Origin of the sequence: Micromonospora sp. C51 (genome assembly GCF_018070435.1) — a bacterium.
Lineage (GTDB): Bacteria > Actinomycetota > Actinomycetes > Mycobacteriales > Micromonosporaceae > Micromonospora > Micromonospora sediminimaris.
The window spans coordinates 1-13,281 of sequence record NZ_JAGPXQ010000040.1 but is presented as its reverse complement, the minus strand read 5'-3'; the positions used below and the strand labels follow the sequence as shown (position 1 = coordinate 13,281).

The following is a 13,281-nucleotide window of genomic DNA, read 5'->3' as shown; positions in this document are numbered from 1 at the left end:
CAGCGCTCAGGAGCGGGCCGCGGCCCGGCGGGCGCGGTAGGCGCTGACGGCGGCCCGGTTGCCGCAGCCGGCTTCACAGAACCGGCGGGAGCGGTTCTTGGAGAGGTCGACCAGCACGTTGTCGCAGTCGGGGTGCTCGCAGATGCGCAGCCGGCGCAGTTCGCCACCGCGTACCACGTCTGCGACGGCCATCGCCGCCTCGACCGCGATTCGGGTGGCGAGTGGGGCGTCCCGGGGCACGGCGTGCAGATGGTAGGGCTCGGTGTCGTGCGTGATGAGCTGGGGCAGCGCGCGGTGCTCGCGGAGCAGGGCGTTGACGATCGACACGATCTCGTCCACCTCGGCGTACCAGATCCGGCGGAGACGGGGGCGCAGGGCACGTACCGCTCGTAGCTCGGTGTCGGTGTGCTCGTGCCGGCCGCTGTAGGAGTGACTGGTGAAGAAGGCGTCCAGGGCGGCGACATCCGGGAGGCCCTCTCCGCTGGATCCGGCGGTGTTGACCAGCGCTGCGGCGGCGATCAGAGAACACTCAGTGTCATGGGCGAAAAGCAACTTGACTCCTGTCGTGGCTCCACCTAGCGTCATCGGCGTAACCCATTTTGCCCATGGCGGGCAGTCGTGCCAAGGAGAGCCCCATGCGTCAACCGCCCGCCGCAGGTACCGGTCTCGCGCTCGCGCTGCTCTCCGCGATCACCTTTGCCACCTCGGGCACCTTCGCCCGATCCCTGATCGACGCCGGCTGGTCGGCCGAGGCGGTCGTCATCGCCCGGGTCGGCATCGCCGCTCTGATCCTGATGGTGCCCGCCGTGCTCGTCCTGCGGGGGCGCTGGCCGGTGTTGCGCCGCAACCTCGCCTCGATCGGCGTCTTCGGGCTGCTCGGGGTCGCGGTCGCGCAGGCGTGCTTCTTCAACGCCGTGCGGTACCTGCCGGTCGGCGTCGCGTTGCTGCTGGAATACCTCGGCATCATTCTCGTCGTCGGATGGACCTGGCTGGTGCAGGGCCAGCGTCCCCGGCGGCTCACCGTCGCCGGCTCGGTGGCGGCCATGGTCGGGCTGATCTTCGTGCTCGACGTGACCGGGACGGGCCGGCTCGACGTGGTCGGCGTCCTCTGGGGACTCGGTGCGGCGGTCGGGCTGGCCGGATACTTCGTGCTCGCCGGCCGGGTCGACCCGGCCCTGCCGTCGACGGTCATGGCCAGTGGCGGGATGGCCGCCGGTGCCGGTGTGCTGTTGCTGCTCGGCCTGAGTGGCGCGTTGCCGTTGCGGGCCACCTTCGACACCGTGCAGTTCGCCGGCACGCAGACCAGTTGGCTGGTGCCGATCGCCGGTCTGACGCTGGTGGCCGCAGTGGTCGCCTACCTGGTGGGGATCGCCGCGGTGCGGGCGCTTGGCTCCCGGATGGCCTCCTTCGTCGGGCTGACCGAGGTGATGTTCGCGGTCCTGATCGCCTGGCTGGTCCTGGGAGAGCTGCCGACGGTGGTGCAACTGTTCGGCGGACTGCTGATCGTCGCGGGTGTGGCGCTCGTCCGCCTCGACGAGCTGCGGATCCCCGTCCGGCCGGCTCCGCTGAAGGCGACGGAGCCCGCCCTGCGGTGACATGCTGAACGGCATGCTGAGCACGGTGGTGTTCGATGCCGACGAAACCCTGGTCGATCTGCGTCCGGCCGTCACGGCAGGGCTGGAAGCCGTGCTGGCGCAGATGCGGCGGCTGACCCCGGTGGCGGCCGGCGTCACGCTCGCGGACCTGGAATCGGACTGGGGCGCGGTCTTCGGTGACCTGGCCGCCGCGCCGGTGGCCGAGATCCGGCGTGCCGCCCTCGCCCGGTCCCTGGACCGGGCCGGGCTCGGTGCGCACCTGGACGAGATCAGCGAGCTCTTCTTCGCCCGCCGCTTCGCGCTGACCCGGCCGTTCGTCGACACGCTGCCGGCACTGGCGGCTCTGCGTCAACGATGGACGCTGGGCCTCGCCACCAACGGCAACAGCCGCGCCGAACGCTGCGGCCTCGTCGGCGAGTTCGCCTTCGAGGTGTACGCGCATTGCGACGGAGTGCCGAAGAAACCGGCCCCGGATTTCTACGCGGCCGTATGCGCTGCCGCCGGAGTCGATCCGGCTCAAGTGGTACATGTCGGCGACAACCCGGCCCATGACGTGGTCGGAGCACAGCAGGCTGGCCTGCGGGCCGTGTGGCTGAACCGCCGAGGCGAGCGGTTGCCGGCCGATGTGGTGCCGGACGCCGTGGTCTCGACCCTGGCCGAACTGCCCAGCGTGCTGGCCGATCTTTCCGGCGAAGCGGATCTTCCGCCGTTAATCCGGCGCTGCTCTGGCGAAACCTCACGCATTGATGTCTGATGACGCCACGTCCCTCAACGAGAGGATCCGATGTGGTGAGCAAGCGCTTCACCGTCGGTGCCGTCGCGACCGCGACGGCGCTGACACTCACGGTCACAGGTCTGGGAGTTCCCGCCAGCGCCGAGCCGGCGGACCTGCGGACCTTCACCGTGGTCGCCGAGGACGGCGTCTCCACCGACGCGGCGATCGCCGCGATCCGGTCGGCGGGCGGGACCGTGGTGTCCCGCAGCGACGAGGTCGGTGTCTACCAGGTGACGACCGACCAGGCCGACTTCGCGACGAAGGCGACCTCCGCCGCCGCCCTGATCGGTGCGGCTGAGGAGAAGGCGATCGGGCGCAAACCGCGCCTCGACCGGGTCGAGCAGGAGCACCTGCTGGCTGCGGCGGCCGCCAAGGGCGCCGGTAAGCAGCGGGGCAAGAAGATGGACCCGCTGGACGACAAGCTCTGGGGTCTGGAGATGATCCGGGCCGACAAGGCGCGCAAGGTGGAGCCCGGCGATCGCCGGGTGACCGTCGGCGTCCTCGACACCGGCGTGGACGCCGGTCACCCCGACATCGCTCCCAACTTCGACTGGGCACTGTCACGCAACTTCGCCCCCGACATCCCGGAGGTCGACGGGGAGTGTGAGGTGGCGAGCTGCCTGGACCCGGTCGGCACCGACGACGGCGGTCACGGCACCCACGTCGCCGGCACCATCGGTGCCGCCGCCAACGGGTTCGGCCTCTCCGGGGTCGCGCCGAAGGTCTCGCTCGTCGAGCTCAAGGGTGGCCAGGACTCCGGCTACTTCTTCCTGAACCCGGTGGTCAACGCCCTGTTGCACGCCGGCCGTTCGGGCCTGGACGTGGTCAACATGTCCTTCTACGTCGACCCGTGGCTCTACAACTGCACGGCCAACCCGGCTGACTCGCCGGAGGCGCAGGCGGCCCAGCGGGCCACCATCAAGGCAATGCGGCGGGCGCTCACCTTCGCCCACAACCGGGGCGTGACTCTCGTGGGCGCCCTTGGCAACAACCACGAGGACCTGGGCGACCCGCGCACCGACGCCTCCAGCCCCAACTACGGCGACGTCGCGCCCTACCCGCGCGAGATCGACAACGACAGCTGCTGGGACCTGCCCACCGAAGGGCCGCACGTCATCAGCGTCTCCTCGGTCGGCCCGTCGGGCAAGAAGTCCGACTTCTCCAACTACGGGACTGAGCAGACCGCTGTCGCCGCTCCCGGTGGCTGGTTCCGCGACGGCTTCGGCACGGACACGTTCCGTACCGACGCCAACATGATCCTCTCCACCTACCCGAAGCATGTCCTCCAGGAGGAGGGCGCGGTCGACGAGGACGGCAACATCGTGCCCGGCGCCGAGACCTTCGTGTTCAAGGACTGCAAGCGCAACGGCGAGTGCGGGTACTACACCTACCTGCAGGGCACCTCGATGGCGGCACCGCACGCCTCCGGGGTCGCCGCGCTGATCGTGAGCCGCTACGGCAAGAAGCAGGGCCGTGACGGCTACGGCATGGCGCCGGACCTGGTCGAGAAGCAGCTCCTTCGGACGGCCGCCGAGCGGGCCTGCCCGGAGCCGCGGCTGTTCAGCTACGCCAATGAAGATCGCCCGGCCGAGTTCGACGCCTACTGCGCCGGCTCGCGCAACTTCAACGGGTTCTACGGGCACGGCATCGTCGACGCGTACGCGGCGGTGACTGTCAAGCCGCGCCGATAGCACGCCTCTGATCAGGGGCACGGTGGCCGGGCTGGAACCTCAGCCCGGCCACCTGCTGTCATCGGCGCCACCCCCGGTCAAGTAGCGCGGCGCGGATTTCCCGGACCACCCCCGGGAAATCCTGGTGGAGACGACGACTGGTCACGTGCAGTACCAACCAGCCGGCACCGACGAGACGGTTGAGTCGCTGTCGGTCCCGATGTAGCTGTTCGTGGTCGGAATGCCAGTGCCCGTCGTATTCCACCGCCACCCGGACGCCGGGCCAGGCGAGGTCCGGATGCAGGGTCAGGCCGCCGGACACCTGCACCGGATGCTGCACTACCGGTCGAGGCAGACCGGCCAGCACCAGGCGGATGCGCAGCTGTGACTCGGCCGGCGACTGGGCCGCCGGCTCAGCCAGATCGAACAGCCAGTTCGCCCGGCGTATCCCGGGACGGCGGTCGTGCAGGGCCGCGAACTGGGCGAGAGCTGCCCGGGTGGTGAGTCCCCGGCCGAGCAGGGTGTCGATGATGGCGATCGCGCGGGTCGGCTGCAGCCAGACGGCGCTCTCCCATGCTGCCCGGGTCGGGTTGGTGCGGCGGAGCGTGCCCGTGCCGATGCCCTGGAGCCAGGGTTCCTCCGACATCGTGTGCACTTGCAGGCCAGGTTGGCTGCGCAGCCCGGTTGGAGCCGGCACGAGCACGTGAACCTTGTCGGCGAAGCTTGCGGCATGCTCGACCCCGTGCAGGTACGCCGCCGACGGGCCGGCGAAGGCTGCCGCGACCGGCAGTTGCAACGCCACGGCGCGGCAGGCCAATTCGTGATCGCGATCGAGCCGGGCATCGGCGTAAATGTCCCGCCGTAGTCGAGCCCAGGCGGAACTGCGAAGCTGGTGCGTGGTGAGTAGGTTCTGGCGGACGGCCTCCGAGCCGCGGAAGACCTGCCACGCAAGGGCACTCGGTCGGTGTGCTTGAGCTGGCATGAACGAGAGCCTGCGCGTCGTGTGGTCGCCTCGGCAGCCCCTGTGGACAACCGCCGGCAGGGCCTCGGCCGTCCCCTGTGGATAACCCTCCCAGCCCTCGCCGATTGTGCTATAGGCGTCGCTGCTGCCCTGCCCGTACTGCCCTGCCCGTGCTGCCCTGCCCGTGCTGCCCTGCCCGTGCTGGGCTGGTCGCGCACGCCCGGCCTGACTGCCCAGGCCCGTGCCGCGACTTGCGGCAAGTTGGGCTTTCGAGCTGTGGTTTCGGCGCAACTTGCCGCAAGTCGGGTCGGGCAGCGCCGGTCTTGTCGGGCAGGGCCGGTCTTGTCGGGCAGGGCCGGTGTTGCCGGGCGGTTCGGCAGGGCTGGGCCGGTCAGGTCAGGGGAACGGGGCGGGCGGTAGGGCCAGCGGAAGGGGCGGGCGGTCAGGTCAGGGCGGTGGTGATGGCGGTGGCGGCGGCCAGTACCTGTGCGCCGACCGCCTCGGCGTCCAGCGGGGCCAGTGCCACCACCCCGACGCTCGCCTCCAGGCCGGGTACCCCGAGCACCGGCGCGGCTACCCCGTACGCGCCGGATTGCAGCTCACCGGCGGTGCTCACCGGGCCGGCGTCGCCCGACCGGCCCGCCAGGATGGCCCGCCCGGCGGCCCCGCGTTCCAGCGGGTGTCGGGCCCCGGTCCGGTACGCGACGTGAAACGACGTCCAACTCGGCTCGACGACCGCCAGCGCGACCCCCTCGCCGCCCTCCACCACCGTGAGGTGGGCAGTGGCTCCGGCCTGTTCAGCGAGTCGGCGCAAGGCGGGCAGTGCGCCCTCGGCGAGCAGCGGTTGGGCTCGCCGGGCCAGGTGCAGCACCCCGGCGCCGAGGCGCAGTCGGCCGTCGGTGTCACGGCGCAGCATGCCGTGCCCGGCCAGGGGACCGACCAACCGGTAGACGGCGGCCCGACCGATGCCCAACCGGTTCGCGGCCTCGGTGACGGTCAACCCACCCGGGACATCCGCCACCAGGTGCAGCAGCCGCAGCCCCCGGTCCAGGGTCTGCGACGCCTCGCCACCCCGCACCGGCCCGCTCGACGCCGGCCCGCTCGACGCCTCGCCACCACGCGCCGGCTCGCTCAACGCTGACTCACCTGAAGCCGGCCCGCCGGATGTCGGCTCGCCGGCAAGTGCTGAGCCGTTTGGCGCCGGGTCGTTCGGCGGCGGTACGGCAGCGCCGGGCGTCGCTGAAGTGCTCACGACCAGCAGCGTACGGCCAGCGGGTGGTCATCGGCAGGCGCGGAGCGGCCGGGTGCTACCAGGCTCCGACCGGGCAGGCAACAGCGGACGGCTACCCTTGTACGGTGACGCTACGCCTGTATGACACCGCCACCCGATCGGTGCGGGACTTCGTCCCGCGGGAAGCCGGCAAGGTGGGGGTCTACCTGTGTGGTCTCACCCTCCAGGCGCCGCCGCACATCGGCCATCTTCGCTCCGGCGTCAACTACGACGTGTTGCGTCGCTGGCTGACGGTTGCCGGTTTCGAGGTCACCTTCATCCGCAACGTGACCGACATCGACGACAAGATCCTGGTCAAGGCGCAGGAACAGGAGCGCCCCTTCTGGTCGATCGCGTACGCCAACGAGTTGAAGCTCGCCGAGGCGTACCGGGCGTTGAACGTGCTGCCACCCACCTACGAACCGCGCGCCACCGGTCACATCCCCGAGATGCACGAACTGATCGCACAGTTGATCGAGCGGGGGCACGCCTACCCGGCCACCGACGGCTCGGGTGACGTGTACTTCGACGTGTGCTCGTGGCCGGCGTACGGGGCGTTGTCCAACCAGTCGCCCGACGACATGCAGTCCGCCGGTGACGCGCCGGACCGGGGCAAGCGTGACCCGCGCGACTTCGCACTCTGGAAGGGTGCCAAGCCGGATGAGCCGGCGGACGCCTACTGGCCGTCGCCGTGGGGACGGGGCCGACCCGGCTGGCACATCGAGTGCTCGGCGATGTGCTGGCGCTATCTGGGCGCGGAGTTCGACATTCACGGCGGCGGTCTCGACCTGACCTTCCCGCACCACGAGAACGAGCTGGCCCAGTCCCAGGCCGCCGGCCTGCCCTTCGCCCGGTACTGGGTGCATCACGGCCTGCTCGGCATCGGCGGGACGAAGATGGGCAAGTCGCTGGGCAACGCCCTCGACCTGGCCTACGTCGCCTCCCTCGGGGTGCGCCCGGTCGAGCTGCGCTACTACTACGTGGCCGCCCACTACCGTTCCCGGATCGACTACTCCGAGGAGGCGTTGCGCGAGGCGGCCGTCGCGTACCGGCGGATCGAGGGCTTCGTGACCCGCGCCGTGGAACGGGTAGGCGCGGGTGGGCTGGGCGATTTGCCAGCCGCGTTCGTCGCCGCGATGGACGACGACCTGAACACCTCGGCCGCCCTGGCGGCGCTGCACGAGGTGCTGCGGGACGGCAACAACGCGCTGGCCGACGGGGAGGATGTGACCGTCCGCACCACGCTCGCCAGCGTCCGCGCGATGCTGGATATCCTCGGAGTCGACCCTCTCGACCCGGCCTGGACCGGCGGAGCCCGGGCGAGCGACCTCCGTGGTGTGGTGGACTCCCTGATCGCCCTGGCACTGGAACAGCGCGCGCAGGCCCGGGGCCGCAAGGACTGGGCCGCCGCCGACGCGCTGCGGGATCAACTCAAGCGGGCCGGAGTGGTGGTCGAGGACACCCCACAAGGGCCGCGTTGGACTATTGGAGAGCAGGACTGATGGCCGGCAACTCGCAGCGCCGTGGTCGACGGGTGGCGTCCAAGGCCAATGCCCCGAAGGGGTCCGGCGGAAAGAACCGGGACTCCCTCGCCGGGCGCGGCCGGACGTTGCCGGCCGACGAGCGGCCCTGGCACAAGGCGTACTCCGGCACCGAGAAGTTGCCGCAGCGCACCGCCTGGAAGCAGGAGAAGGAACGCCGGGCGGCGGCCGAGGAGGGGCGTGCCCCGAAGATCGGCAAGCCCGGCAGCAAGGACACCACCTGGGGCAAGGGCGGTGGCCGGGGCACGGCCTCCGCCAGTCCGGGGCGAGGTAGGCAGCCTGCCGGGCGGGGCGGTCCCCGGGTCGCGCCGGGACGTAAGTCCAACCCGGCGAAGGACGCGGCGGAGCTGCTGGTCGGTCGAAACCCGGTGCTGGAGGCGCTACGTGCCCAGGTGCCGGCGACCGCGCTCTACACGGCGCAGGGCATCGACGTCGACGACCGGGTCAAGGAGATCATCCGTACCGGCGCCGACCGGGGCATCGCGATCCTTGAGGTCAGCCGTGCCGAGCTGGACCGGATGACCGGGGGCGTGCTGCATCAGGGCGTCGGTCTCCAGGTGCCACCGTTCGCGTACGAGCCGTTCGAGGATCTGGTCGCCGCCGCACTGGAACAGCCGGCGCCGCTGCTGGTGGCGCTGGACGGGGTCACCGATCCGCGTAACCTCGGCGCGGTGATCCGCTCCGCTGCGGCATTCGGCGCGCAGGGTGTCTTCGTACCGGAACGGCGGGCCGCCGGGATCACCGCGACCGCCTGGCGGACCAGCGCGGGCGCGGCGGCCCGGGTGCCGGTGGCCCAGGTGACCAACCTGACCCGGTCGCTTAAAGCCTGCCAGGACGCCGGGTTCATGGTGGTCGGTCTGGACGCCGACGGGGAGACGGACCTGTACGACCTTGAGGCCGCCGTCGGCCCGCTGGTCGTGGTGGTCGGCTCGGAGGGGCGGGGGCTGTCCCGCCTGGTCGGGCAGACCTGCGACCTCACCGTCAGCATCCCGATGATCTCCGAGGTGGAGTCACTGAACGCCAGCGTCGCCGCCGCGGTCACGCTGGCCGAGGTGGCGCGCCGCCGGGCCGTCGAGGGCTGAGAAACCGCAGAGCGTACGCGAAAGGGGCGGCCCGCCATCGGCGGACCGCCCCTTTCGGTTGCCAACTCAGATGCGCTGCCCGGTGGCGGAGTGGAAGACGTGGCTCTGGCCGGTACGCGGCTTTACGAAAATCGTGTCGCCGAGCTTCGGCATGGTCCGGCGGTCGGTGCGGACCACGAACCGCTCGGAAGCGCCGTCGAGCGCGGCGTGGCCGTAGACGTTGGCGTCGGAGCCCAGGTCCTCGACCAGCTCGACCACTACCGGCATGCCACCCTCGGTCGGGCTGACGATGTCGCAGTCCTCCGGACGGAAGCCCACGGTCACCTTGCCGTTGCCACCCTCGGCGTTGGCCGCCTCGACCTGCTCGCGGGTCAGCGGCACGGACATCTCGGCGAACGAAGCGCCCTGCTCGCTGAACGGCACGGTCTTGATGTTCATGGCGGGCGAGCCGATGAAGCCGGCGACGAAGACGTTGGCCGGGGTGTCGTAGAGCGTCCGCGGAGTGTCGACCTGCTGGAGCACGCCGTCGAGCATGACCGCGACCCGGTGGCCCATGGTCATGGCCTCGACCTGGTCGTGGGTGACGTAGACGGTGGTGATGCCGAGCTTGGCCTGCAGCGACGCGATCTGCGTACGGGTCTGCACCCGCAGCTTGGCGTCGAGGTTCGACAGCGGCTCGTCCATCAGGAAGACCTGCGGCTCCCGGACGATGGCCCGGCCCATCGCGACCCGCTGGCGCTGACCACCGGAGAGCGCCTTGGGCTTACGGCTGAGGTACTCCTCCAGCTGGAGCAGCGCCGCTGCCTCCTTGACCCGCCGGTCGATCTCGGACTTGGAGGTCTTGCGCAGCTTGAGCGCGAACGCCATGTTCTCGTACACCGTCATGTGCGGGTAGAGGGCGTAGTTCTGGAAGACCATCGCGATGTCGCGGGCCTTCGGCGGCAGGTGGGTGACGTCCCGGTCGTCGATGTAGATCGCGCCGTCGTCGACGTCCTCCAGGCCGGCGAGCATGCGCAGGCTGGTGGACTTACCACAACCGGAGGGGCCGACGAGGACGAGGAACTCGCCGTCGCCGATCTGGAGGTCGAGCTGGTTGACCGCGGGGCGTTCGGTGCCCGGGTAGATCCGGGACGCCTTCGCGTAGGTGACCGTAGCCATGAGGGGGGACGCTTCCTTTCACCGGCAGGAACGTGCCGGACGATCCGAGTGAAGGAGCGACCGGCACGGATGCCCGTACCGGCGCCACGGCCGCTGCGGGGCGGGCCCGTGTCGGCCGTGTCACTGCACGGTAAACGGCTTTCGCCGCAATGCCAAGGTCCACCGTCGAGCGGTACTTCCGAAGCATTCGCATTCCGGTCACTCGGGCACGGGCGGACACGAATCGACGTCCACGCGTCGGGATGTTGACGTTTCCCATGCTCGGGACCCCTGCCGAGCAGGAAAACCGGACGTCGGTCGCTATGCTGGCCACGACACAACGCCCCTGTAGCTCAGCTGGCCAGAGCACCCGCCTTGTAAGCGGGATGTCGCCGGTTCGATCCCGGCCGGGGGCTCCATCTATATCGCGCATGGCACACCGGGCGGACATCTCGGCGTGGCCGGGTGTTCAGACGGGCCGGTTAGGCTCCGCCTCCACCCGTCACGCCGTGACCCGTCACCACGACCAGGGGCGCCCGCCACCGTGCACCATGCCAACCATTACTACGGGCACTCCCACGTGCTGGCCCGCTACTGCGGGCTCGACGACCGGGATCCGCCACGCATCCACGGCTACCTCCAGCACGGCTGGAACATCGGCGACGGCATGGCGTACGACCACGAGTTCGTGCCGGGCGTACCGCTGTTCCTGTGGTCGGAGCGGACCCGGCGGCGGGCCTGGTCCCTCGGCCGCCGACAGACGTACGTGGTCGGTTCCCCGTGGGCGTACCTGTTGGCGATGGAACCGGACGACCCGCAACGGCGGGAGGGCACCATCTGGTACCCCTTCCACGGCTGGGAGGGGCAGCAGGTCGTCGGCGATCACGACCGGCTGATCGAGGAGATCCGGGCCGTCGAACCGGGGCCGGTGACGGTCTGCCTCTACTGGCAGGAGTACCGATCCACCCGGGTACGCCAGCACTACGAGCGGGCCGGCTTCCGGGTGGTCTGCCACGGCTACCGGGGCGGCCGGTGGCGTGACCTCGACCCGGGTTTCCTCCACCGGCAACTGGCCGAGCTGCGCCGGCATCGCCGGGTCGCCTCGAACCGGCTGTGCAGCGCGGTGTTCTACGGCATCCTGGCCGGCTGTGAACCGGCCGTCTACGGCGATCCGATGCAGCTGGCCGGCGAGGCGCCGATTTGGGGCGGCCAGCCACGGATCCGCCGCCAGTGGGCGGACCTGCACGGCCGGCAGGTCGACCCGGACAGCGCCCGTGCCCTGGCCGTCGCCGAGCTGGGAGCCGACCGGCTGCTGCCACCAGCCGAGCTGCGGCGGCTGTTCCGCTGGCCCGAGCCCGCCGACCGGCACCAGGCCCCCACGGTCCGGTCCGGCGCCGAGCAGCACAGCGAGGTGGCGCGATGAGCGAGCGCAGCGAGCGAGTCATCCGGCTCTGCGCGGTGGTGGCTCGTCGTGACGCCGAGCGCAGCGAGGTGGCGCGATGAGCGAGGTGCACCTGTTCGGTGGCGAGATGCTCGGCTGGTCGGATCTCGACGCCGCGCACGGCCCGGGACCGGTACGCGGGCCGGGGCTGACGGCCCTGCTGACCGTCGCGTCCGGCCGCACGCTGGTGGTGGGGCCACACGACCCTCAACTGCTCGACGCGCTGCCCTTGACCGACCTGACCGTGCTGGTGCGGGGGCTGCCCGACGCCGAGGCGCTGGCCGACCGTTACGCCGAGCGCTCCGGGGTGCGGGTGTGCTGCGGTGGCCCGGAGAAGCTCGCTGGCACACCCCCGTACGACACCGTGGTCGCCCTGGACGGGCTGGACCGCCTCGGCTCGGTGGAGGGGGCGCAGCTGCCCTGGGGCGAGACCTTCGACCTGCTGGTGTCGGTGCTGCGGCCCGGCGGCCGGCTGCTGCTCGGGGCCGAGAACCCACTCGGGCTGCACCGGTTGCTGACCTCGCCGCCGAGCGCCGACTCCGACTGGGCGGCACTCGGCGAGTACGACCACACCCGCCCGGCCGGCCCCGCCCGGCTGCGGGCCCGGCTGACGGCGTCGGGGCTGCGGATCGGCGGCGCCTGGGCGGTCTTTCCGTCCCCCGTAGCGCCGACCGCTCTGGTCAACACGGAACTGCTGGCCGACCCGGACCTGACCGGGTTCCTCCACGCCGTCCTCGGCGATCAGGCTGTCGACGGCGACGGCGACGGCGACGGCGACGGCGACGGCGGGGGCGGGACGCGTGACCCGGCCACCGGACGCGATGGCCGGGTGCCGGCCGCACCGCTGCTGGCCGACCCGGCTCGACTGACCGGATCCGCCGTCCGGAACGGGATCGCCGTCGAGCTAGCGCCGGCCTGGGTGCTGCTCGGCGAGCGCCTGCCGGATCCGCCTACCCTGGCGGACCAGCCCGCCGCCGCGCGCGCCCACCTTGGGGTCGACCGGACCGGGGCGTTGCCGCCGGCGACACTGCTGGTGCGGGACGGTCGGCTCCGGGAGGTGGGCCGGGATCCGGCGGGCGGGTGGCGGTTCGCCGACGGCGAGACCGTTCCGTCGGGGCGTACCGTCGAGGATCTGGTGGTGGCCGCGACGTTGCGCCGAGACCTGCCGGCGGTGCGGGCGCTGCTCACCACCTGGCAGCGTGGTGCGGCGGCGGGGATGCCGGCGGACGCCGTCGTCGTCACCCCGGCCGGCACCTGGCACGGTCTGGCCGAGTCCACCGAGCCGATGCTGGCGCTGCGGCGGCTGGCGTCCCGGCTGATCGACGCCGGGCTCGCCGACCTCTGGCCGGCCGGTGAGCTGGCCGCCATGCTGACCACGATGTCCGGTCGGGAGCCGGGGACATCGGTCGACCACGTGGCGGGTGCGGCTGCCGGGGGGTGGCGGGAACTGCTGTTGGACCGGGACCGGTTGGCCCGCGAGCTGTCCGAGGCGCGCGCGCTCCAGGACTGGTACGAACGGACGTTGACCGAGCGTGACGGCGAGTTGAAACGGCTGCGCCGGATCGTCTCACTACTCCACGGCACCCCCACCGCACGAGCCGGCCGCCTCCTGCTGGCCGGTGCCCGTACCGCCCGCCGTACCGCGCGTTCCGCCGTCCGCCGCCTCCGCCCCACCGACTGACAACCCGTCCCCTCTCCCGCGATCATGCAGTTGTGGCAGTAACACAAGGGCATGAAAGGGACGTATCGGCGACCACAACTGCATGATCGCGGGAGAGGGGACGGGTTGTCAGTCGGTGGGGCGGAGGC

General features: G+C 71.3%; 11 protein-coding genes and 1 tRNA gene. 8 read left to right on the top strand and 4 right to left on the bottom strand.

The genetic code is table 11. The features are described 5' to 3' along the window. Nucleotides 1–6: 6 nt before the first annotated feature. Complete coding sequence (locus KBX50_RS26885) at nt 7–552, bottom strand: CGNR zinc finger domain-containing protein (RefSeq protein WP_210940463.1); 546 nt, start codon at nt 550–552, stop codon at nt 7–9. Between the two features lie 83 nt (nt 553–635). Between KBX50_RS26885 and KBX50_RS26880 the strand changes: the two genes are divergently transcribed. Genes KBX50_RS26880 through KBX50_RS26870 form a run of 3 tightly spaced genes read left to right on the top strand, consistent with a single transcriptional unit; the run spans nt 636 to nt 4,061 of the window. Continuing rightward, on the top strand, nt 636–1,595 hold the full coding sequence (locus KBX50_RS26880) for a DMT family transporter (RefSeq protein ID WP_210940462.1): 960 nt from the start codon (nt 636–638) through the stop codon (nt 1,593–1,595). A 13-nt stretch (nt 1,596–1,608) separates the two neighbouring features. Then, nucleotides 1,609–2,349 (top strand): HAD family hydrolase, encoded by a 741-nt coding sequence (locus tag KBX50_RS26875; protein ID WP_210940461.1) that lies wholly within the window; start codon nt 1,609–1,611, stop codon nt 2,347–2,349. 35 nt (nt 2,350–2,384) lie between these two features. Then, entirely contained in the window at nt 2,385–4,061 is a 1,677-nt protein-coding gene (locus KBX50_RS26870) for a S8 family serine peptidase (protein ID WP_210940460.1), read from the top strand. 58 nt (nt 4,062–4,119) lie between these two features. On the opposite strand, the gene KBX50_RS26865 is transcribed toward KBX50_RS26870, so the two are convergent. After that, on the bottom strand, nt 4,120–5,022 hold the full coding sequence (locus KBX50_RS26865) for an endonuclease domain-containing protein (RefSeq protein ID WP_210940459.1): 903 nt from the start codon (nt 5,020–5,022) through the stop codon (nt 4,120–4,122). A gap of 421 nt (nt 5,023–5,443) precedes the next feature. Then, entirely contained in the window at nt 5,444–6,136 is a 693-nt protein-coding gene (locus KBX50_RS26860; protein ID WP_374224737.1) for an IclR family transcriptional regulator, read from the bottom strand. Between the two features lie 221 nt (nt 6,137–6,357). Here KBX50_RS26860 and cysS point away from each other — a divergent pair, with 221 nt between their 5' ends. Both cysS and rlmB read left to right on the top strand, forming a co-directional pair. Further along, a complete protein-coding gene (gene cysS / locus KBX50_RS26855) occupies nt 6,358–7,773 on the top strand; it encodes a cysteine--tRNA ligase (RefSeq protein WP_210940458.1) in 1,416 nt (471 codons plus the stop codon). Next, complete coding sequence (gene rlmB, locus KBX50_RS26850) at nt 7,773–8,894, top strand: 23S rRNA (guanosine(2251)-2'-O)-methyltransferase RlmB (RefSeq protein ID WP_210940457.1); 1,122 nt, start codon at nt 7,773–7,775, stop codon at nt 8,892–8,894. The genes cysS and rlmB overlap by 1 nt, the downstream gene beginning before the upstream one ends. A 66-nt stretch (nt 8,895–8,960) precedes the next feature. Here the strand turns inward: rlmB and KBX50_RS26845 are convergent, their stop codons facing one another. Continuing rightward, the gene (locus tag KBX50_RS26845; RefSeq protein WP_210940456.1) at nt 8,961–10,052 is read right to left on the bottom strand and encodes an ABC transporter ATP-binding protein; all 1,092 of its coding nucleotides are present in this window, start codon (nt 10,050–10,052) and stop codon (nt 8,961–8,963) included. 321 nt (nt 10,053–10,373) lie between these two features. Between KBX50_RS26845 and KBX50_RS26840 the strand changes: the two genes are divergently transcribed. The 3 genes from KBX50_RS26840 (at nt 10,374) to KBX50_RS26830 (ending at nt 13,153) form a co-directional block, all read left to right on the top strand. Then, nucleotides 10,374–10,450 (top strand) — tRNA-Thr (locus KBX50_RS26840). A gap of 125 nt (nt 10,451–10,575) precedes the next feature. Next, nucleotides 10,576–11,454 carry a hypothetical protein gene (locus tag KBX50_RS26835; protein WP_307871083.1) on the top strand — a complete coding sequence of 293 codons (879 nt, stop codon included), beginning with the start codon at nt 10,576–10,578 and terminating at the stop codon, nt 11,452–11,454. Between the two features lie 76 nt (nt 11,455–11,530). Continuing rightward, nucleotides 11,531–13,153: a hypothetical protein gene (locus KBX50_RS26830; RefSeq protein ID WP_210940455.1), complete on the top strand. Its 1,623-nt coding sequence runs from the start codon at nt 11,531–11,533 to the stop codon at nt 13,151–13,153. The last annotated feature ends 128 nt before the right edge of the window (nt 13,154–13,281 follow it).

What these genes read in the sequence shown, in the direction of transcription:
- KBX50_RS26830 (WP_210940455.1), top strand. Translation starts at nt 11,531, where the DNA reads ATGAGCGAGGTGCACCTGTTCGGTGGCGAGATGCTCGGCTGGTCGGAT.
- rlmB (WP_210940457.1), top strand. Translation starts at nt 7,773, where the DNA reads ATGGCCGGCAACTCGCAGCGCCGTGGTCGACGGGTGGCGTCCAAGGCC.
- KBX50_RS26880 (WP_210940462.1), top strand. Translation starts at nt 636, where the DNA reads ATGCGTCAACCGCCCGCCGCAGGTACCGGTCTCGCGCTCGCGCTGCTC.
- KBX50_RS26845 (WP_210940456.1), bottom strand. Translation starts at nt 10,052, where the DNA reads ATGGCTACGGTCACCTACGCGAAGGCGTCCCGGATCTACCCGGGCACC.
- KBX50_RS26865 (WP_210940459.1), bottom strand. Translation starts at nt 5,022, where the DNA reads ATGCCAGCTCAAGCACACCGACCGAGTGCCCTTGCGTGGCAGGTCTTC.
- KBX50_RS26875 (WP_210940461.1), top strand. Translation starts at nt 1,609, where the DNA reads ATGCTGAGCACGGTGGTGTTCGATGCCGACGAAACCCTGGTCGATCTG.